General features: G+C 44.9%; 18 protein-coding genes. 3 read left to right on the top strand and 15 right to left on the bottom strand.

Features of this window, described 5'->3' with window-relative positions:
* Positions 1-117 precede the first annotated feature (117 nt).
* The 10 genes from pgcA to NSU05_RS04920 form a co-directional block, all read right to left on the bottom strand.
* Positions 118-1863: a phosphoglucomutase gene (gene pgcA, locus NSU05_RS04965; protein ID WP_038428672.1), complete on the bottom strand. Its 1746-nt coding sequence runs from the start codon at positions 1861-1863 to the stop codon at positions 118-120.
* A 129-nt stretch (positions 1864-1992) separates the two neighbouring features.
* Positions 1993-3660 (bottom strand): glycerol-3-phosphate dehydrogenase, encoded by a 1668-nt coding sequence (gene glpD, locus NSU05_RS04960; protein WP_021479678.1) that lies wholly within the window; start codon positions 3658-3660, stop codon positions 1993-1995.
* Between the two features lie 140 nt (positions 3661-3800).
* Complete coding sequence (gene glpK, locus NSU05_RS04955; RefSeq protein ID WP_003233384.1) at positions 3801-5291, bottom strand: glycerol kinase GlpK; 1491 nt, start codon at positions 5289-5291, stop codon at positions 3801-3803.
* Between the two features lie 18 nt (positions 5292-5309).
* Positions 5310-6134 carry a glycerol uptake facilitator protein GlpF gene (gene glpF / locus NSU05_RS04950; RefSeq protein ID WP_003233386.1) on the bottom strand — a complete coding sequence of 275 codons (825 nt, stop codon included), beginning with the start codon at positions 6132-6134 and terminating at the stop codon, positions 5310-5312.
* Positions 6135-6312: 178 nt separating this feature from the next.
* Positions 6313-6891: a glycerol uptake operon antiterminator GlpP gene (gene glpP, locus NSU05_RS04945; protein WP_003233388.1), complete on the bottom strand. Its 579-nt coding sequence runs from the start codon at positions 6889-6891 to the stop codon at positions 6313-6315.
* Between the two features lie 27 nt (positions 6892-6918).
* A complete protein-coding gene (locus NSU05_RS04940; protein ID WP_082200933.1) occupies positions 6919-8271 on the bottom strand; it encodes an aspartate aminotransferase family protein in 1353 nt (450 codons plus the stop codon).
* Positions 8272-8688: 417 nt separating this feature from the next.
* Positions 8689-10230: a bifunctional GNAT family N-acetyltransferase/carbon-nitrogen hydrolase family protein gene (locus tag NSU05_RS04935; protein WP_032725279.1), complete on the bottom strand. Its 1542-nt coding sequence runs from the start codon at positions 10228-10230 to the stop codon at positions 8689-8691.
* A 15-nt stretch (positions 10231-10245) separates the two neighbouring features.
* Positions 10246-10908: an HAD family hydrolase gene (locus NSU05_RS04930; protein ID WP_032730435.1), complete on the bottom strand. Its 663-nt coding sequence runs from the start codon at positions 10906-10908 to the stop codon at positions 10246-10248.
* Positions 10909-11034: 126 nt separating this feature from the next.
* Complete coding sequence (locus NSU05_RS04925; RefSeq protein ID WP_003245462.1) at positions 11035-11457, bottom strand: CBS domain-containing protein; 423 nt, start codon at positions 11455-11457, stop codon at positions 11035-11037.
* 137 nt (positions 11458-11594) lie between these two features.
* Entirely contained in the window at positions 11595-11990 is a 396-nt protein-coding gene (locus NSU05_RS04920; protein WP_003233401.1) for a YhcU family protein, read from the bottom strand.
* A gap of 110 nt (positions 11991-12100) precedes the next feature.
* Here NSU05_RS04920 and NSU05_RS04915 point away from each other — a divergent pair, with 110 nt between their 5' ends.
* Complete coding sequence (locus NSU05_RS04915; protein ID WP_003233404.1) at positions 12101-13009, top strand: RluA family pseudouridine synthase; 909 nt, start codon at positions 12101-12103, stop codon at positions 13007-13009.
* A gap of 29 nt (positions 13010-13038) precedes the next feature.
* Here the strand turns inward: NSU05_RS04915 and srtA are convergent, their stop codons facing one another.
* A complete protein-coding gene (gene srtA, locus NSU05_RS04910; protein WP_014476256.1) occupies positions 13039-13635 on the bottom strand; it encodes a sortase SrtA in 597 nt (198 codons plus the stop codon).
* Positions 13632-17285 (bottom strand): endonuclease YhcR, encoded by a 3654-nt coding sequence (yhcR, locus tag NSU05_RS04905; protein WP_082200932.1) that lies wholly within the window; start codon positions 17283-17285, stop codon positions 13632-13634. The genes srtA and yhcR overlap by 4 nt, the downstream gene beginning before the upstream one ends.
* Positions 17286-17367: 82 nt before the next feature.
* Here yhcR and NSU05_RS04900 point away from each other — a divergent pair, with 82 nt between their 5' ends.
* Positions 17368-18021 carry a spore coat protein gene (locus NSU05_RS04900; protein WP_009966881.1) on the top strand — a complete coding sequence of 218 codons (654 nt, stop codon included), beginning with the start codon at positions 17368-17370 and terminating at the stop codon, positions 18019-18021.
* Here the strand turns inward: NSU05_RS04900 and NSU05_RS04895 are convergent.
* Together NSU05_RS04895 and NSU05_RS04890 are read right to left on the bottom strand one after the other, a co-directional pair.
* On the bottom strand, positions 17953-18921 hold the full coding sequence (locus NSU05_RS04895; protein ID WP_038428666.1) for a hypothetical protein: 969 nt from the start codon (positions 18919-18921) through the stop codon (positions 17953-17955). The two genes, NSU05_RS04900 and NSU05_RS04895, sit on opposite strands and share 69 nt — an antisense overlap.
* A 120-nt stretch (positions 18922-19041) precedes the next feature.
* Positions 19042-19611, bottom strand: a complete 570-nt coding sequence (locus tag NSU05_RS04890; protein WP_033883018.1) for a YhcN/YlaJ family sporulation lipoprotein — start codon at positions 19609-19611, stop codon at positions 19042-19044.
* A 149-nt stretch (positions 19612-19760) separates the two neighbouring features.
* Here NSU05_RS04890 and NSU05_RS04885 point away from each other — a divergent pair, with 149 nt between their 5' ends.
* Positions 19761-20207 (top strand): hypothetical protein, encoded by a 447-nt coding sequence (locus tag NSU05_RS04885; protein ID WP_015252490.1) that lies wholly within the window; start codon positions 19761-19763, stop codon positions 20205-20207.
* Positions 20208-20247: 40 nt separating this feature from the next.
* Here NSU05_RS04885 and tcyP read toward each other — a convergent pair whose 3' ends face one another.
* Entirely contained in the window at positions 20248-21639 is a 1392-nt protein-coding gene (gene tcyP / locus NSU05_RS04880; RefSeq protein WP_038428665.1) for an L-cystine transporter TcyP, read from the bottom strand.
* Positions 21640-21667: the final 28 nt, after the last annotated feature.

Raw genomic sequence — 21667 nt, 5'->3', positions numbered from 1 at the left:
AGATTATACCAGTTTTTTGTATTTCATTACTTCACTGATGGGATGATTTTCTTTCAGACTTTTGGATGAGAAAAAGAAAAAGCTGGATCATTAACAATGACCCAGCTCATACTTGAATTATTTTGCCGTCGACTCAACAATTTCATCAACCGTCTTCATTACATCTTCAGAAAGGACGGCAAGTCGCTTTTCACTGTCTTCCAAAGATGACCCTTTTACGGCGAAATAAAATTTCACCTTCGGCTCAGTTCCAGAAGGACGAAGACAGAACCAAGACCCGTCTTCCAGGAAGTATTTCAGGACATTTGATTTTGGCAAATCGATGGCTTCTTCTTTGTTTTCAGTCAGAAGCGTCCGTTTGCTTACAGCGTAATCTTCTGCTGTGACAACCTGTTTGCCCGCCATTTTCTGCGGCGGATTTTGTCTGAAGGAAGCAAGAATCGCTTCAATTTGCTCTGCTCCTTGTTTGCCTTTCAGCGTCAGGGATTTCAGCCCTTCACGATAAAAACCATACTCGTTAAAGAGATTGATGAGCGCCTCATACAAAGACATTCCCTGTTTTTTATAGAACGCGCAAACTTCAACTGCCAAAAGCGCAGCCTGAATGGCGTCCTTATCGCGGGCAAAATCCCCGATTAAATAACCGTAGCTCTCTTCATAACCAAATTGGAAGGTATACTGGCCTGATGCTTCGTATTCCTTAATCTTTTCACCGATAAACTTAAAGCCTGTCAGCGTATCAATCGTATCAAGGCCGAATGAAGAAGCTACAGCACGGCCGATTTCGCTTGTGACGATCGTTTTGAGAACAACACCGTTATCAGGCAGGATGCCTTGTTTTTTCTTTTCAGAAAGCAGGTAATGAAGCAGCAGCGCTCCGGTTTGGTTTCCTGTCAGCACTGTATATTTGCCTTGATCGTTTTTCACCGCGATGCCGAGGCGGTCAGCATCAGGATCTGTCGCGATGAGAATATCTGCATTCTGCTCCTCCCCAAGCTTAATGGCATATTCGAATGCCGCATGCTCTTCCGGGTTCGGCGATGTAACAGTGGAGAAGTTTGAATCCGGCAGTTCCTGTTCTTTGACAACCGTTACATTTTTGTAGCCGAGTGCTTCAAGACCGCGTCTGACCGGTTTATTTGCAGTTCCATGCAGCGGTGTGAAAACAACCTTTACATCTACTTCTTTCGATAATTCAGGATGTACAGAAATGGACGTCAGTTTTTCTGTATAAACTTTATCAATATCTTCACCGATGATTTTGATTAAGCCTTTTTCTTTTAACTTATTTTCTTCGTCCACTGTGATCGTCAGCTCATTTTCAATCGCGTTTACCTGCTCAATGACGATGTCCGCTTCCTTTGGAGGCAGCTGGCCGCCATCATCCCCGTATACTTTGTAGCCGTTATATTCAGGCGGGTTATGGCTTGCCGTTACCACAATTCCCCCATAAGCGTTCAGCTGTCTGACAGCGAATGACAGCTCTGGCGTCGGGCGAAGCTCATCAAACACGTATGTTTGGATGCCTTGTGTCGCAAGTGTTTTTGCCGCTTCCATCGCGAACTCCGGAGATTTATGGCGGGAATCATAAGCAATGACAACGCCCCGTTTTTTCGCTTCCTCACCTTGCTTCGAGATGTATGCCGCAAACCCGGCCGATGCTTTGCGCACAGTGTAAATATTCATCCGATTTGTCCCGGCGCCGATTTCCCCGCGCATTCCGCCGGTACCGAATTCAAGGTCTTTATAGAAACAGTCCTCAAGGGCCTGTTCATCTCCCTCTAATTCAATAAGGCGCTCTTTTAATTCCGGATCTAAATGTTCTGTCTGTTTCCAGCGTTCATAGCTCTTTCTCCAAGTCATATTCGTCCTCCTATGTATCAGCTTATGCCATTATTTTATATGAAGCGGGTGCCTCTGTCACTTGATAACCTGAGATCTGGCCCTTTCCACGTAAAAAGAAATAACGGGCTGCAGACAGCCCGTTATGATTTATTGCTCAAGCGGTACGACCGCATCGTGTAAAAGCTTGTTGAGGTTTTCTGTATGTTTGTTTTTCGCCTGCTCATCCCATTGGAATCGCTCGCTCATAAAATCAATAACGGCATCTTTATATGTTCTTACCCAATTGATATCAAAAAATAAACGTCCCGTTCTGCGGACAAAGAAGTCAGCAGGAGTTGCAGTCATCTCTTCTTCTATACTGTATTCTGCCTCAGCAAGAATATGAACCGGAATGTTGCGTTTCGCGGCCTCATCTTTCAGCGCTTCTACCCGGTCAAAGACGCGATCTACGTTAGAGCCGTATCTGATCGCCAGCTGTTTTGCGTCTTTTTCTGATAAACCGGCTGCAATTCCTTCTTTTGTTTTCGCGGTAACGAAGGACATAAGATTTTTCGAACCGCCGACGTGCCCGCCAGAGATTGGCATGTTTTTCGTTTTACATGGTCCAAAATCCTTTTCGCCCTCTTCTTTTAAGCGATCACGGACAAGATCAACGATGTGCTCCGCCATTTTTCTGTATCCAGTCAGTTTTCCGCCGGCAATGGTGATCAGGCCTGAGTCAGATGTCCAAATCTCGTCTTTCCGTGAAATTTCAGAAGGATCTTTGCCTTCTTCATGAATCAGCGGACGCAGCCCCGCCCAGCTGGATTCGATGTCATTCGCAGTGATATTCAGTTCCGGGAACATGTAATTGATTGATTTGATGACATAATCACGATCCTCCGTTGTCATCCGCGGATGCTCCAGCGCCTCTTTGTAAACAGTGTCTGTTGTTCCCACGTATGTTTTGCCTTCACGAGGAATCGCAAATACCATCCGGCCATCAGGTGTATCGAAATATACAGCCTGTTTCAGCGGAAAGACAGACTGGTCAAATACAAGGTGAATGCCTTTTGTATGCTGCAAGTGCTTTCCGTTTTTCGAATGGTCTTTTTCTCTGAGCTGATCGACCCAAGGGCCTGTAGCATTGACAATTTTTTTCGCATACACTTTATATTCTTTCTTTGTCAGCACATCTTCAATTAATACGCCGACGGCTTTGCCTTTTTCGTAAAGAAGCTCCTTCACTTTGGAGTAATTCACAGGCTCTGCCCCGAATTTCACCGCTTCCTTCATGACTTCGATGGTCAGTCTCGCATCGTCAGTGCGGTATTCCACATAGTACCCGCCGCCTTTTAAGCCGTCTTTTTTTACCAAAGGTTCTTTTTGCAGCGTTTCTTTTGCTGAAAGCATGCTTCTTCGTTCTGACTTTTTCACACCTGCAAGGAAGTCATAAACCCTTAACCCGATTGATGTTGTAAATGAACCGAATGTGCCGCCTTTATGAAACGGAAGCAGCATCCATTCCGGTGTAGTGACATGCGGGCCGTTTTCATACACAATCGCCCGCTCTTTTCCTACCTCAGCGACCATTTTCACTTCAAATTGTTTTAAATAGCGCAAGCCGCCATGTACCAGCTTCGTTGATCGGCTTGATGTTCCCGCCGCAAAGTCCTGCATTTCGCTTAGTGCGACCTTCATTCCCCTTGATGCCGCGTCAAGAGCTGTTCCGGCTCCTGTAATTCCTCCTCCGATAATAAATAGGTCATATGTTTTTTTCGTCATGTCTGTCAGCATGCGATCTCTTTCAAGACTTGAAAATTGATGTTTCATCATTACGTCTCCTCCTTGTTGTCACGGTAAATAGAAAAAGAGACCACAACAGCCAAAGTGCATGCTTACACTTTGGTGCTGTGGTCTCTCCTCATCTCAGGACCGTTCTTATTAACTTGTAACCATTATACCATAGTATTACTTTATTTAAAAGCCATAGCTGCTTTCACGGCTTTTTGCCAGCCTTTATACAGCTCATTTCGTTTTTCTTCTTCTAATTCAGGCTCAAACCGTTTATCCAGATTCCACTGGTTCGCGATTTCAGAACGGTCCTTCCAGAATCCCACAGCGATACCCGCCAAATAAGCCGCGCCAAGTGCAGTCGTTTCATTAATTTCCGGGCGCTCCACAGGAACATTCAACAGGTCTCCTTGGAACTGCATTAGGAAATTGTTTTTCACAGCTCCTCCGTCTACACGAAGCGTCTTTAATGAAATGTTTGAATCTGCTTCCATTGCGTCAAGCACATCTTTGGTCTGATAAGCCAATGACTCCAGTGTCGCACGGATAAAGTGCTCTTTTGTTGTCCCTCTTGTCAGGCCGAAAACCGAACCGCGCACATCGCTGTCCCAGTAAGGCGTTCCCAGTCCGACAAAGGCCGGAACGACATATACGCCGTCAGTTGAATCCACTTTCTCTGCATAAGATTCGCTAAGCGAAGAGTCCTGGAACATTCTCAATCCGTCTCTAAGCCACTGGATGGCAGAGCCTGCGACAAAAATGCTTCCTTCTAACGCATAGTTCACTTTTCCGTCAATGCCCCAAGCGATTGTTGTCAAAAGCCCATGTTCGGACTTAATTGCTTTTTCCCCGGTATTCATCAGCATGAAACATCCTGTGCCGTATGTGTTTTTCCCCATGCCTTCTTCAAAGCATGCCTGGCCGAACAATGCGGACTGCTGGTCGCCTGCCGCTCCAGCAATCGGGATATTTTTTCCGAAGAAGTGATAATCAACAGTCTCCGCATACACATGAGAGGACGGCTTCACTTCAGGGAGCATGGATTTCGGTACGCCTAGAATGTCGAGCAGTTCATCGTCCCATTTTAAATCGTAAATATTAAACATCAGTGTTCTTGAGGCATTGGAGTAATCGGTCACATGCGCTTTTCCGCCTGACATTTTCCAAATGAGCCACGTATCAATCGTTCCAAACAGCAGCTCGCCTTTTTCCGCTTTTTCTCTTGCGCCTTCCACATTGTCTAAAATCCACTTCACCTTCGTGCCGGAGAAGTATGGATCGATTAAAAGCCCAGTTTTTTCTCTGAATTTATCATTATATCCTTTTTCACGAAGTTCCTCACAAATGCCGGACGTCTGTCTGGACTGCCAAACGATTGCATTATAGACAGGACTTCCTGTATCTTTATCCCACACAACCGTCGTCTCGCGCTGGTTCGTGATGCCGATGCCGGCAATTTGAGAAGCGCTGATTCCTGATTCAGAGATGACTGAGGCGATAACCGCGAGGACAGAGCCCCAAATTTCATTGGCATTATGCTCAACCCAGCCAGGATGCGGGAAGTATTGTGTAAATTCCTTTTGAGCAGAGTGGACAATTTTGCCTTCTTTATTAAACAGAATCGCTCTTGAACTTGTCGTCCCCTGATCTAAGGATAAAATGTACGTTTCCATAAGATGTCTCCCCTTTGATTAAATATATTTAGAATTTGATAATGTTTTAGCAGAATGTGATTTCGTATAAACATAGAGTCCTAACAATACCACAACCAATATAACGCTTACAATCCAGAAGCTGCTTGTGATGTGCCCTTTAAATGCAGCGTTGTAAAATACGCCGCCGAATGATCCGCCTAAAATCGGGCCGACTACCGGAACCCATGCGTATTTCCAGTTTGATGAGCCCTTCCCCGGAATCGGAAGAAAAGCGTGGGCTATCCGCGGACCTAAGTCACGTGCAGGATTGATAGCATAGCCGGTGGTGCCTCCCAGAGAAATACCGATTGCTACAATGAGGAAACCGACGATTAAAGGATTAAGTCCTTCTGTAAATTGATTTGCACCTATGGCCAAGATTCCAAGTACAAGGACAAATGTCCCAATCACTTCGCTTAAAACGTTTGCAAATGTATGCGGAATGCTGGGCCCTGTTGAGAAAACACCCAGCTTGGCAGCGGGATCATCCGTTGACTTCCAGTGCGGGAGGTAATGCAGATAGATAATCACCGCACCGATGATTGCTCCGATCATTTGCGCCGCAATATAAACCGGAACTTCTTTCCAAGGAAAATCTCCTACAAATGCAAGCGCTATCGTTAGCGCCGGATTCAAATGGGCACCGCTGATGCCGCCAACCGCGTATGCCGCCATGGCAACACCCAATCCCCATCCAAATACAACAACAATCCAGCCAGACTGGAATGAAAGCGATTTCTTTAAATTGACACCTGCACAAACACCTGCACCAAAAATGATAAGCAGCATCGTACCGATGACTTCTCCCCAAAATGCTGTCATAGCACATTCCTCCTAAAGTCACGATTAAAAAGCATGATAGAGAAGAAGAGAATAAAAAAACCACAACAAACCGCTTTACGGGTGCATAAACATTTGCCGTAAAGAGCTGCTGTGGTCTCCGAGTTCTCCATCACAATGTATTAACCTAGTGCAATTGTATCAGTGCATGAAAGCGGTGTCAATCACTTTCCGTCAAAAAGTTTTCATATTTTTTCCACAATTTGGTATTAGATGTTGTGACAGCTACAGCCCCCGCTTTCAATGCCTGCTCTACATCCTCTTCCGTACGGATGAAACCCCCGGCAAAGATGGGGATCCCTGTTTTCTCTTTTATTTCCTGAATGAGTGACGGAACGATGCCGGGAAGCACTTCGATGAAGTCAGGCTTATGCTTGCCGATAAACTCCATGCTTTTCTCCATCGCGCTTGTATCAAGCAAAAACAGGCGCTGAATGGCATAAATTTTCTTCTGCTTCGCTTTGGCAATCACGTTCGATCTTGTGGAAATAATCCCAGCGGGCTTGATATCCTGGCATATAAATTCCGCACCGTATTCGTCATGCTTAATCCCTTGAATGAGATCGACGTGCACCATCATGTTCTTTCCGTGCTTTTGCGCTTCTTTGATCACGCCCTTCAGCTGGCCGAGATGAATATCAAGAATAACACCGTAAGAGAACGAACTGTTCAAAAACTCATCAAATTGCTTCATATTGCGAATAGCCGGTAAGATCGGCTGGTTGTGAAAACTCATCATGTGCTCCTTTAATAATTCACTTTTATATTATATCGTTTGAAAACTTTCTTTCACCGTTTTCACGATAAAGGAAAGGTCCTCTTCTGTCAGGCAAAATGGCGGCGCAAGCTGGATGACATTGTTGTAGCCGGCGACTGTATCGCCGTTTTTGCCGATGATCAGCCCTTTTTCTTTGCACGCCGCAACCACTTGGTTTACTTTGGCGGCATCAGTCGGCTCTTTAGTCAATTTGTCTTTGACGAGTTCGATTCCGATCAGCAGCCCTTTTCCTCTAACATCCCCGACTGCCGGGTGTTCTCTCAGAGCTTGGAGCTCACCTAAAAGCTTTGCTCCAAGATCGCGGGATCGCTGAATCAGCTGTTCGTCCTCCATAATTTGCAGGTTTTTCAACGCCAAGGCACAGGCAGCCGGGCTTCCGCCGAACGTGTTCACGTGGCGGAAACGGTCATAAGGAGCTTCCCCCTGATACGCTTCGAAAATGTCCCGTTTAATAGCAGTCGCTGACAATGGCAGATACGCGCTTGTGATTCCCTTTGCCATCGTAATGATATCAGGCTTCACACCGTAGTGCATAAACCCGAACGGCTCGCCTGTCCGTCCAAACCCGCAGATCACTTCATCGCAAATCAAAAGGGCTCCGTGGCGCCGGCAAATGTCCTCCACCTTTTTCATATATCCGTCCGGCGGCATTAATATGCCTCCGCCTGTAATGATGGGCTCCATAATGACCCCGGCAATCGTTTCGCTTAATTCCCATGTCATGATGCGGTCGATTTCATTTGCGCTTTCAAGCGTGTCTGCATCATCAGGATTCCGGTATATATCTGGCGGAGCTGCATGCAGGAACCCTTGGCTCAAAGGCTCGTATTTATATTTCCGCTGCGCCTGTCCGGTAGCTGAGAGCGCTCCCAATGTATTGCCGTGGTATGCCCGATATCTTGAGATGAATTTATAACGGCTGTGGTCGCCGTTTTGCAGATGGTACTGGCGGGCAATTTTAAAAGCAGTTTCGTTTGCTTCCGATCCGCTGTTGGAAAAAAAGATAACATAATCGCCGCCAAGCCATTCATTCAGCTTTTCCGCCAGTTGAATTGCGGGTGCGTGACTTTGCGTTAACGGGTAGTAAGGCAGCTCCTTTAGTTGCTCATAGGCAGCCTCCGCAAGCTCCTTTCTGCCGTAACCAATGTTGACGCACCACAAACCGGACATCGCATCCAAATAGCGGCGTCCGTCTATGTCGGTTACCCAGACCCCCTCGGCCTTCTGGGCTATCAGGCTGTCCGCTTGATGCGCTCCCTTCATGGCATGCCACACAAATTGCTCATCTTTTTGCTTTAATCCCTGATTTTGCTGAATGTTTTCCATCCCCATCATCTCCATTTCATTAGCGTTCCCTATAATGCCAATTCAATTGAAACAGACCTTCTCTTTATGTGATTTCTTGGTGATGATTTCCCTGCCTTCAATATAAAGCCAGACCGGGTCAGAGTCAATAAACCGCGTAAATAATAAAATATCCTCTTTCTCAAGAAGAAAGAGGATGCAGCACCCAAAGCAAAACAGGCAAAGTGACAATGCTCAGCATCGTACTGATAAAGGTCGCACTCGAAACAACTTGGACAGCCATTGCAATAGCAATGTGAAGCCTAGCCGTTTTCTGTATGATATAGGAAATGGCGAAAATACAGAAACTCCATAAGGCACCTCCACTATACCTACTTTTATTTTAAAGATAGCACCTAAACAATTCCGCTTTTGTTTTAAAAAACCCGCCAATTCAGGCGGGTTTTTTGGGAATTATTTTTTATATTGAATATGATAAATATCACGCCGTCTGTCTTTTAGCTGGCGCACTGTACCGTTTTGGCGCTGTCTTCTGAGAATTTCCAGGTCAACATCGCCGATGACGACCATTTCAATATTCGGGTTTGTTTCGCCGACAATGCCGTCACGAGCGAATTCAAAATCAGACGGGGCAAAGATGCCTGACTGGGCGTATTGGATATCCATGTTTTCCGTTTGCGGAAGGTTTCCGACCGTTCCAGAGATAACCGTATAAATTTGATTTTCAACCGCTCTAGCCTGCGAACAGTATCTGACACGCAGATAGCCTTGACGGTCTTCTGTACAAAATGGCGTAAAGATGATTTTGGCTCCTTTATCAGCCGCAATCCGGGCAAGCTCAGGAAATTCAATGTCATAACAGATCTGGATCGCGATTTTCCCGCAGTCCGTATCAAACACGCGAACTTGGTCTCCTGCGCTGATCCCCCACCATTTGCGTTCATTCGGCGTAATATGGAGTTTGTATTGCTTCTCGATCGTTCCGTCCCGTCTGAACAGGTAAGCGATATTATAGATCTTGCCTTCCTCTTCGACGAAATGAGATCCGCCGATAATGTTGACGTTATACTTCACAGCCAAGTCAGTAAACAGGCTGATGTAATCTTCTGTATACTCAGTAATTCTCTGCACCGCCAAGCTCGGTGACCGTTCCTCAAGGAAGGACATCAGCTGGGTTGTGAAAATTTCCGGGAACACCGCAAAATCAGATCTTGCGTCGGAAGCAACATCGACATAGTATTCTACTTGATTCGCAAATTCCTCAAAGGAATAAATTTTCTTCATTTCGTATTGAATCACACAAATTCTAACAGGGAACGCCGATTTATAATAGCGTTTTGTCTGCTGCGGTAGATAATCCACATTATTCCATTCCATCAGCGTCGCATACTTGATCGAAGCTGTATCATCCGGGAGATAGTTCGGGTTAATTCGCATAAGGGTAAAGCCGTTCATCAGCTGAAAAGAAAGAACCGGATCGTAAATTTGGTGGCGTGTCACCTGTTCAACATACTCTCTCGCTGTCATTTCCTCTGCATATTTGTGATAGTTTGGAATCCGTCCGCCTATGATGATGCTTTTCAGGTTTAAGCGTCTGGCTAAGTCCTTTCTCGCCTCGTACAAACGGTGGCCAATCTTCATTCGTCTGTACTTCGGGTCCACCATGACTTCAATTCCATACATATTCAAGCCGTCAGGATTATGGTTGGTGATATAACCGTCATCTGTAATGTCCTGCCATGTATGACGGTCATCATATTCATCAAAGTTAATCAGGAGACTTGAGCACGAACCGATAATTTCACCTTCGAATTCTGCACAAAACTGCCCTTCTGGAAAATGCTCCAAATGGCTGATTAAATGCTCCCGCTTCCAAGGCTCCATTCCTGGAAAGCAGTCCTTTTGAAGATCGATAATCTTGTCGATGTCTTTCTCTTCGATATTGCGGATAACCATTTTCTTTTCAAACCGGGTCAAATCTAATTTCTCAGACAACCTACTCGCTCCTTTCTAGTTTTGTGAGTTCAGATGATCAAGCAATAGGGCGAGCTCCATCTCCGCCATTGATTCAAGCCTGTGATCATAGTCTTCAAACATCAAGGTGCCCGTTACTTTATTCGGGACAATGACACACTTCATGCCTGCACGTTTCGCAGCAATCGAACCATTGACAGAATCCTCAAACGCGAGACATTCCGCTGGCGATACCCCCAGGTTCTTTGCCGCCAATAAATAGAGTTCAGGATTCGGCTTCACCTCTTCCACATCATCAGCCGTTTGAATAACTTCAAAATCATCAAACAGGCCGATTTGCTTCAAATGGCCGGACACCCATTTATAATCAGAGCTGGAGGCAAGGCCTATTTTTAAGCCTAAATCCTTTGCCGCATTCAAATACGCTTCGACACCAGGTCTCGCTTTTTCTGATTCCATGCGTTTGGCAAACCGCTCTCTTCTCAATTGTGTGAGCTCTTCATGGTTCAGCTTTTTCCCGATCTGCTCTTCTAAATAGTCAAAAGGCCGGAAACCCGCTGCAGTTCCGATGACCTTCCCCCAGACAGATAGCGGCAGCACTGAGCCGTGCTCTTCAAATATTTCCTGAAGAACTTCATATTCGTGTGTTTCTGTATCTAGAATAAGCCCGTCAAAATCAAAAATTAACGCTTTAATCACTGGGTACAACTCCTTTAGTACGAATTGAGACATATGTATACACTCACTATACCCCGAAACAAGTCTGCTTTCAAAAAGTAAGGTTTTATGTGAAGAAAGAGCCTGCACACTGCAAGCTCTTTCTTATTAATGAATGTTTTGGTGAGAAATGTTTGTCAGCGCTGATCCCGCAGACTCGTTCGACATCTGATTGACTGCCAGGTCTCCAAGCGCAACGATCCCGACTAGATTGTTTTGATCTACAATAGGAAGGCGGCGGATTTGGTGCTGGGCCATCAGCTGCGACGCGTCTTCCAGACTCATATTAGGGTTTCCTGATACGAGTTCTGTTGACATCACTTCTGAAACGGGTGTCTGGCCATCACGGCCCTGAGCTGTAGTTCTTAATGCAATGTCACGGTCAGTCAGCATTCCTTTTAAAACACCTTGCTCTACAACGGGGATCGCCCCGACGTTATGCTGTTTCATTAGAGAAGCCGCTTCCTGAATCGTTTGATTCGGAGAAACGGTTGCCACCTGCGTTGTCATTGTATCTTTAACTGAACTCATTGTCAGCACCCCTTTCAATCATTAGTATGTTCAGACACGAGCCGTTTAAAAAGGGAGTTAGAGGAAAGGTTTTATGATATGATTTCTCTGATACAAAAAAGAGCTTTTCTAAAAATAGAAAAGCCCTTGCCGCATGATTATATCAGCCTTCTTTGACCGAAAAAGGCTTTGTTAGTCTTCTTTTGAAAGTCAGAAAAAGCAAACGGAAAATAAATCCCAAAATCATTCAGCATCTTGCTGTTTTTTTCAAAAATCGCCTGATCACTCAAATCAGAGTGCGGCGAAGGCTTGGTCAGGATAATATGTATCATTTGAAGACAAGCCATAATTTGAAATGCTTCTTTTAATGTTCCTTGGTAATAATGGTTATTTAAAGACAGAACGCCTTTCTTTTTAAAGCGCTGAATGTCCAGTTCGGAGAAATAAAGAGGAAATACATCATGGATCAGCTCCATAGACAGCTCCTTGATAAAGCTCTCCTGTTCTGCAGTTGCTGCGTTCACAATTCTCACGTCAATCACCTTTCTTGCCATCGAATATCCTAAGTCTTACTCAAGAATAGCACAGAAAAAAACGCGAAAGCTAAGGTAAGTGTTTCCTATGAGAAACAGCAGCCTTCCGCTTCGAAAAGGAGCCATTTAACATGAACCAAAAAGGCAGAGGGCTTGAGATCCTCATCAATGAAAAACAGGACGGCCAATGGCTGTTTTCCGTACTCAAAACAGCGCTCAAAGCTTCTAAACCAGTGATACAAGACTGGATGTCCCATCAACAGATAAAGGTCAATCACGAATCCGTCTTAAACAATATGATTGTAAAAAAGGGAGACCGTGTGTTCATTGATCTTCAGGAAAGTGAAGCATCTTCGGTCATTCCGGAGTATGGCGAGCTTGATATTTTATATGAGGACAATCATATGCTCATCGTCAATAAACCCGCTGGCATCGCGACGCATCCGAATGAGGATGGGCAAACCGGCACACTGGCTAATTTGATCGCTTATCATTATCAGATAAATGGCGAAACATGTAAGGTGCGCCACGTCCATCGTCTTGATCAGGATACATCTGGCGCTATCGTTTTTGCCAAGCATCGTTTGGCACACGCCATCTTAGACCAGCAGTTAGAGAAAAAGACGCTGAAGCGTACGTATACCGCCATCGCTGAAGGTAAGCTACGGACGAAAAAAGGGACAATTAATTCACCAATCGGCAGAGACCGGTCACACCCGACAAGACGCCGGGTTTCACCAGGCGGGCAAACTGCCGTCACTCATTTCAAGGTAATGGCCAGCAATGCGAAAGAACGGCTGTCGCTCGTTGAATTAGAGCTGGAAACAGGCAGAACACACCAAATCCGTGTTCATCTGGCGAGCCTCGGCCATCCGTTGACAGGAGACTCGCTTTACGGAGGCGGGAGCAAGCTGCTAAACAGGCAGGCACTGCACGCCAATAAAGTACAAGCGGTTCACCCGATAACAGACGAGCTCATAGTTGCTGAAGCCCCTTTCCCTGCTGATATGAAAAACCTTTGCCGCACATATTTTTCATGAAGAAAAGCCGCAGGCACTGCCTCGGCTTTTTAAGTCACTCGTTTTCCATATATAATATAGCGTTTCGGGGCATTTCCGACGTATGAAAACGGATAGCAGGTCGTCAGAATCAGCTCTTCCTTTTCATGCTGGAGCGTGATAATAGATGTGTCATCCTTATCGACAATTTTTGTATTTACAATTTCATATGTGAATTCTCCATATGACAGGAGAATGCGGAGCCGATCCCCCTTTTCCAGCTCTCCCGTCCGGCGAAACACGGTATCCCGATGCCCCGACAGCACAATTTGTCCGTTTTCATCAGGATAATAGCTGTCCTTGTAATGCCCGACACCTTTTTCTAAATCATCAGCATCGGTGCCCTCCACGATCGGAAGCTCTGCATTGATTTTCGGTATTTCCAAAATGCCGCTCGCTTGGCCGGTCTCAGGCTTAAATGATGCTTTGTTCTTTGCTTGATCTGTGCTATTTTTCGTCCCCAAAAGTTCCTGTGGCTTTTCAGCCGCCAGTTTTGCTTCTTTTAATGTCTGTTCCGTTTTCATATTCGTATCGATTAATTTAAAGCCTCCATAGCCTGCGATCACTAGGCCGGCAGCAATGATGAATAGTGGAATAACTTTTTTCACGTTCTGGAGGCGCTCCTTTTTCTTCTGACATATAGATAAGTTCCTGACAATGTCACCGCCGCACCGATTACCATAAAGTTATAGTAGCCCGCTGACGTATCCGGAAGCTGATGATCAGACCCGCTTTCCGCAGTCTCGGTTTGTAACGGCAATGTGCTGATGCTATTAGCAGTATCAGCGGTTTTTGTGTTGTTGATTGGTATTTCATTGAATCTCGAAATGGCTGAAGGCGGAAGCTGATGAACCGGTGCTGTTCCCGGAGTTTCTTTTATATCAGGCAAATCCACATCAGGCTCTGGAACCTCTTTCATTGGATGCTCCGTCCCCGGATCATCTCCAGGCTCTTCCGTAATCGGGTCTTTTGTTACAGGGTCTTCAATATCACTGGCTTCAGCGAGCTTAATTCTTCCCTCTTTTGTATACGCAATTGGCTCATCAAAACTCTTCACGTACTCAACTGTCGCTTCCAAATCCTCAGGCCCTGTCACCGGATTTTTTCCCAGCAGTCCGATTGGCTGATATTTGGCTCCTGTCGCCGTCGCCATAAAGTTGTTGACGGTCAATGTATATGTGGCATCGGGCTGGATCTCGGTGCCATCTGCCATTTTCATATCAACTGCTTTTCCGGTTTCTTTATCCCACGTATACGTAAACCCGCTGATGCTGTAGTCAGGCCCAAAAACCGGCGAGATTTGAGCATTGATAATCTCTCTTAAATCTTTTCCTTTAATCTCAAGCTTCGTTAACACATTTCCAAACGGCTGAATATTGTAAAGATCTCCCCACGTAATCGGGCCCTTCTTCAGCGCTTCACGTATGCCGCCGCCATTCATAAGAGCAAAATCCGTTTTCATGGCAGCTCTCATACCATCCGCAATCAGGTTTCCAAGAGGTGTATCGCCGTCATTTGAATACCCCCCTCCCATATCAACAGCGGCTTCGCCGACTACCTCGCTGATAATCGGTTCCGCAATTGTTTCGTATTTCTTTAAAATGGCTGACGCGCTGACATCCGGTTCGATTTTACTTTGATCAACATATACGATTTCCGCGGACTTTTTGACAATGTCTTTTGTCGTTTTATCGATCTCTACATCAACGACACCTATCGCTTTTCCATATTCAAACGCTTGAACAATCAGTTTTCCATTCACTTCACCGTTAACAACCTGATGATTATGCGCGGCAAAAATCACGTCAATTTCAGAATCTGTTTTGTTTGCAAGATCAGCAGACTCACCGGTAATGGCGTTGCCGTTTTGTTCAGCTGACATATGTGCGAGAACCGCGATAGCCTTCACGCCTTTTTTCCTCAGCTCTTTGGCCGCCTTATTCACCGCTGTTGCTTCATCTGTAAACTCGATATTTTTTATTCCTTCAGGCATAACCATGCCAGCTGCCGACTGTGTGACAACCCCGATAAAAGCAACGGGTACGCCCTCCACATTTATGATGTCATAAGCCGGCAAAAAGGGCTCTCCAGTTGATTTCATTTTACAATTGGCACATACAAGGGGAAAGTTCTGTCCATTATATCCGCTTGTGCCTTTCGGATGATCACCGCCGTTTAAGATCCTCAGCAGTTCATCCGTGCCTTCATCAAATTCGTGGTTTCCCACGGTTCCGACATCAAATCCGATGTCCTCCATCAGTTCTACAGTCGGTTCATCCTGAAGAAGAGAGGAAACTGGAGAACTTCCGCCGATCATATCTCCCGCGTGCACAATCAGCGAGTTTTTCTTTTCAGCCTTTTTTTCTTTTAAATATGCGGCGGCATAATCCATGCGTCCAAACGTGCCGTCTGCAATTCCATTTCCATCAAGATCAAGCTCGTATTGCTGATCGATTTTGCCATGCAAATCATTCATGCTGAGAATTCTAAGCGGCACATGTTCTTGAGGTGCCGTTTGCCTTTTTTTATATCCCGCGCTCTCCGCTTCACTTGCTGAAGCGAAGAAAATTCTGTTTTCAACAGCTACCTTCTTCCAGTCAGCTGGCTGCACATATGTTTTATTCGACGAATCCCCTACATATCTTGTCAAGCCTTTCCTTTGCTCTCTGGCTCTGAATTCAAACGGCATTTCCATGAGCGGATCGTTTTCATTCCAGATTCCTTTTTGGTCTTTTTTTGCAGTGGCTACTGCGGCCTGAAACTGCTGATAATCCTCTTCATTGTCAACCGGCCAAATAAAATACGTCGGAGCATAGCCATTTTTTACAAGCTCTAAGTTTACGTTGGAACCTGATTCGGTTATGACTTGTCCAAGCAATCTGCCATAGCTGTCCTTGGCTTCACTCCCGACCTTGACAGTAATTTTATCACCCGGGGACAGAACCGTTTTTAGATAGTCAGATGCTTTTTTGCCAAATCTTAATTGATTTTCATCTGCGTCATTTTTTGGTGTGTGATATGTTTCGGGTGTATCTACATTTACAAACCGGATTTTTGTCGTTCCAAGCACCGGAGATTTGAGATGAATGGTATCGCCGTCAACTACCCGGTCAACAATCCCTTCATATTCTCCCTCCGAAGACGGAGGTACAGGCTGCTCTTCAAGCAGCTTCAGGTCAGCCGATTTTCGCGGAAGCAGCTGAAAGGTTTGGTATCTGCTTAACACACCGGTAAATTCATACCATTTGCCCTCATCAAGCTCGTCTATCACCCCTGTTTCATTCATAACCCGGAGCGTCATTGCATGATGGTCGTCATCAATCATTGTTACATTGTAACCGCCGCCGGCAGGAGAACTTGGAATTGAGGAAACAAAAGCGGTTAGTTTCACAAGGCGTCCTTCATACTTATCACCTAGGCTGCCGTTAATAAGTTCATTGATTGTTAAGTGTTTGGGGGCTGGGAGGGATTGATTTGACTGGTTGATTTTGATGCCTGATGAGCTTGGAACGATTTCTTTCAGCCCCTGGTAAGACGTGATTTTCCCTGTCACCGTGACATCCATACCCTCTTTTAATTCGGGAAATTGTTCAGGGGATGGCGAATAAATGTTAATGCCTCCGGTTTCATCTTGCAAAAAGGTCGACAGTTTCCCGCCTCCGATTGCGTTTTGATCAGCTGTAATGATCCCTTTTATCGTTACTTCTTCATTCAGCCTTCCCCGTGCTTCATTTATGGTCACTTGCTGTTCAGCCGGCGGAGTTTTCGTGTCATCGGTTACGTTCATCGACTGAACGTTTTTAAGTCCTGTCGTGTTAAAGTAATTTTCAAGCTTTCCTTGAACCGTTATCTTTTTCCCAAGAAGAAGCGGATTGGTTTGCAGCCCAAATTGGCTTCTGAAGGCGGAGGGGATTTGCACAGGAAGGATGTGTTCGGGCGATGTCTCATTTTTACGGTCTGCCAGCGCGACATTATAATCATTTGAGAAAGGGCTTGTCAGCTTATAATGCTGTGGGGAAACAGCCTGGCCGACTGCATATCCTTCGACAAGCGTCTGTCCTTCTTTTTGCTGTATTGCCTTCTCAATCGATATAGGCTGTTGCGGTTCAGCTGCCTTTACAGCTTCGAACGTGTACATTACATTTAAGAACATCAATGCCGTGATCAACACAATATGCAGAATACGCCTCATCATATTTCCTCCCTTATACACATAATGACAACGATTTTGTCTGCTTATCATTTCGACAGACAGCATATAAATCCTTTCAGGCTTCTGCATAATACACGGCAGACTGACACAAAATACAGCTGATCTGAAAAAAAAGGAGGAATTCGGTTTGGATCAGTTCAATCAGCAGCAACAATCCCAAATGAACAAAGGTATTCCTGGCAAACCGCATAAAAACCACGGCGGACATGAAATGTTTGATATGCATGAGGTGCTTTCCGGAACACTTACTGTGCTAGATCAGTTTATGATGCTGAGACAATTCTGTAAGGATCAAGAATTATTAAACATCCTTGATCGTCAACATCAATTCATTACATCTCAATACAATATAACTGCAGAATGCTTCAAAACAGGCAGCGAACCTTCACAAAAAACAGCAACTTATATGATGAAGGAGGACAACCAGACTGTTTACGGCATGCAGCCGTCACAGCCTAAAAAACCTGTTCAATCCATGAATGATATTGATGACAGCATCATCAGCCGACAAATGCTTTGCGCGATTAAAGCACAAGCTTCTATGCTGACGATGGCTTCTCTGGAAATGACAAATCCGGCCGTAAGACGCGTACTGTCTGCGCAAATTCAGGAGTATGTTGAAATGGCATTTGAAATTTTCCTATACCAAAACAAACACGGCTATTACCAGGTTCCTCAGCTTGATGCGCAGGATATGGAACAGCTGAGAAATTCATTCGCCCCTGCCCAAGGACAAATGCCTCCGACACAAGGCGGAATGGGTCAGCAAGGACTTCACTAATAACAAAGGCATTGGATAGATACTATCCAATGCCGCACTGTTTTTTTCAAATTTTTTCTTAAAATCTTTTTCAAATTGATCAAGACTTTCCTTTGTTGCTGATTTAAACCCTTTTTCAAAGTCCCCTTTTTTTGCCGTTTCCTTAATTATTTCTGAAATAATGTCTTTCCCGTATTTGTCCGTCAGCTCATCGATCATATAAAAGCTTTGCAAATAGACATCAGTGTCATATTCGGCTCTGGCTTCCTGCCAGTCTCGATCAGTCTGCAAACGGTCAAAGGGCACGACAGAAAACGTGATCGGATCTATGAGCAATTCATAGTTCGCAATCCACTCGCTTAACCCTTCATGAAACCATAACGGAAACTCATCGGGATCCGTCTCAAGCTCCTTCAATTTCTGGTGAAACGCATGGTGCGAGTATTCATGAATCAACAATCTCTGGTACAAATAAACCGCTACCTCGTCCCCTTCTAACAGTTTCTTTTTCTCTTCAGGCAACAATCCGATCAGCTGCTCCCGTTCAGAATAAAAACCAACTACATCCAATAAACCGGAGTAAGCCTCCATCTGTTTTTCATTAGGAAAAAAAATAATGTCAATAGGCTTTTGATTCGAATATCCAATCATAATCTGATTAATACTGACCGCATATTCAAGCGTTTCTTTCGTCAATGGCAGTAAGGACTTTTCCTTAGAAGTGTAATAAATATCGGCCTGTTTGAATGACTCTTTCTTCATGTGCTTCGTCACTTGTTCTTTTGTTATTCCAGATGCCTGACCTGGAAAAGACAGGATATACATCGCGCTTGATACGATGGCTGAGCTCACAGCCAGCATCACAAGGACTCCGCACAGGAATAGAGCGGATGCCGCACGCTTTCCTATGCCATCCCGCAAACGTCTCCCTCCCTGAGCCGGTCCGTCTTGTACCTTTTTATTTTTACTCTATGCAGCCTGAGTTCGCAGTGTGTCATTAACGCAAAGAAAAAGCCGCACAAATTGTGCGGCTTTTTTTATTTATTCAGCGTTAGGGAATACGCGCTGTACAGTTTGTGTAAATTCATCAAATAATCCGGCGATTGGGTCACCATTTTGAATACGTTTTCCATATCCTTGCATACGCTCTACAAAATCAGGGTTAGCTGAAACGTAAACATTATCAATGTTTTTGTCAGTAGATCTTACCTTTTTGGCTATTTTTTTCTTCAGATTGTTTTCTACTGCACCTTTATTTCCATTGGTTAAAACGACTGCAACGTAGGCTTGATTTCCAGCCACAATGATATCGGCATGCTTTACTTCTTTTAGGTCTGTTACTTTATTAGCTGCTTCATCAGCAACCTCAAGTTTTCGGTCGTTGTTATTATCGTCATTTACACGATTGTTATTGACATTATCATTAACATTGTTGTCAACGTTATCCCGATTGTTTACATTCCGCATATCGTCATTGGCCGGATTTCGATAATTTACGTTTCTTACATCATTATTATCACGTCTGCCCTCACCTTGGTCGGCTACACCGCAGCCAGTCATAAGCAAAGGGATAAGAAGCACAGACGCAAGGACTTGTTTTTTTCCAAACATGTGAATTCCTCCTTTATCACTTTACTTATAGGTTTTTCTAACTGGCTTTAATTATGCATGCAAATCTGGAGGAAATGCTTTCCCGGGAAATATAACGGTTAATTTGTCTAACGAGGGGGAAAATATGAATACACTGCAAAGGAGGGATCATGTTGTTCAACCAGCGAAGAGGAATCAGCCCCGCAGCATTGATCATAGGATCAACTATGCTTATTGCTGCATTATCACCTCAGATCCGCCAAAGAATCAGCGGGTTTATCACAGGACAAATGAACAGACGAAATTCAGAAAATAACACGTTTGATGCTTCTAATGTAGGAAACATGGTCAAACAAGCATTTAGCAGAAGCAGCGGTGATAACCAAGACCGTTCGCAACATCAAAGCCAGCGGCAAAATGGCCGTCAGCACCAGCACGCAGGACAGCAGCAACCACAGCATCAGCATACACAGTCTCAAACTAGGCAAACTGAGACACCCGCGAAAAAAAGACAGCCGCATTATGCTGAACCCATTCATTTTGAACAAAGCGCAATGAATGTCATGGACGACAACACGATGATGGAAATGCTGGAGGACTTAGAACCCGGCCGTTAAAAAAACGTGTAATCCTGTTGGGATTACACGTTTTCATATATTACGCTTCTTCAGCTTCAATCACTCTGGATTGATCATGAAATGCCCCTTGATCAATTTCCTTTGTGACCTTACTTGTAATAAGACCGGATGTCATGCTTCCGCTGACATTCAAAGCAGTACGCCCCATGTCGATTAACGGTTCAATTGAGATTAACAAACCGGCGAGCGCGACAGGCATGTTTAATGATGATAAAACAAGAAGCGCCGCGAATGTCGCTCCGCCGCCGACTCCGGCAACCCCGAAGGAGCTGATGGCAACGACTGCGATAACAGTGATAATAAACACCGGGTCAAATGGATTTTGGCCGACAGTCGGAGCAATCATCATCGCCAGCATCGCAGGATAAATGCCGGCACATCCATTTTGGCCGATCGAAAGACCGAACGAACCGGCAAAGTTTGCGATCCCTTCTGGTACACCCATGCTTCTCTGTGTTTTAATATTCAGCGGTAAAGCACCCGCGCTAGACCTTGACGTAAATGCAAATACAAGTACAGGCACCGCTTTTTTCAAATAAATCAGCGGATTCAAACCGCTGAACGTCAGCAGCAGCAAATGAATGATAAACATAGTGATTAACGCGGCATATGAAGCAATCACGAACATGCCCAGTTTTAGAATGCTGTCAAGATCACTCGTTGCAATTGTTTTTGTCATGATGGCTAGCACCCCATAAGGCGTCAGTCTCAAAATGAGTGTGACAACACGCATGACAATGGCATAAACGGCATCAACCAGTTTTTTAAATGTTTCTGCCTGTTCCGGCTGTTTGTGTTTTACGCCGAGGAATGCCACTCCAAGGAAAGCGGCAAAAATAACGACAGCGATCGTTGAAGTCGGTCTAGCTCCCGTAAAATCTAAAAACGGGTTTCCAGGCAGCAGTTCAACAATCTGCTGCGGCAGCGTTTTCGCTGTCATATCCTCTGATTTCTGCTGAAGCTCCTGTCCCCGTGAAAGCTCTGTACTTCCTTGGTCAACCTGAATCGCCTGCAGATCAAATGAAAGCGCGGACGCGATACCGACAGCTGCAGCAACTGCTGTTGTTGCTACTAAAATCCCGATAATCAAACCGCTGATTTTCCCAAGATTTTTTGTCAGCTTCAGCTTTGTAAATGCGCCGAGAATCGAAATAAAGACGAGCGGCATGACAACCATCTGAAGCAATTTGACATATCCGCCCCCGGCAATATTAAACCAGTCGGCTGTTTGAATGACTATATTTGAAGTCGGGCCGTAAATCAGCTGAAGCGCAAATCCGAATACAATTCCCAGCCCCAGCGCAGTAAATACACGTTTAGAGAAGGAAACATGTTTTTTCTGCATAACAAAGAGCCCTAAGATAAGTAAAAATAAAATAAATACATGTAATACAACCAGTAAAGTCTCCAAAGCAGGTAAACTCTCCCTTCAAATTTTC

It is taken from the genome of Bacillus sp. EU52 (assembly GCF_037964975.1).
Taxonomy (GTDB): domain Bacteria; phylum Bacillota; class Bacilli; order Bacillales; family Bacillaceae; genus Bacillus; species Bacillus subtilis.
This window is presented reverse-complemented; position numbering and strand designations above follow the sequence as displayed.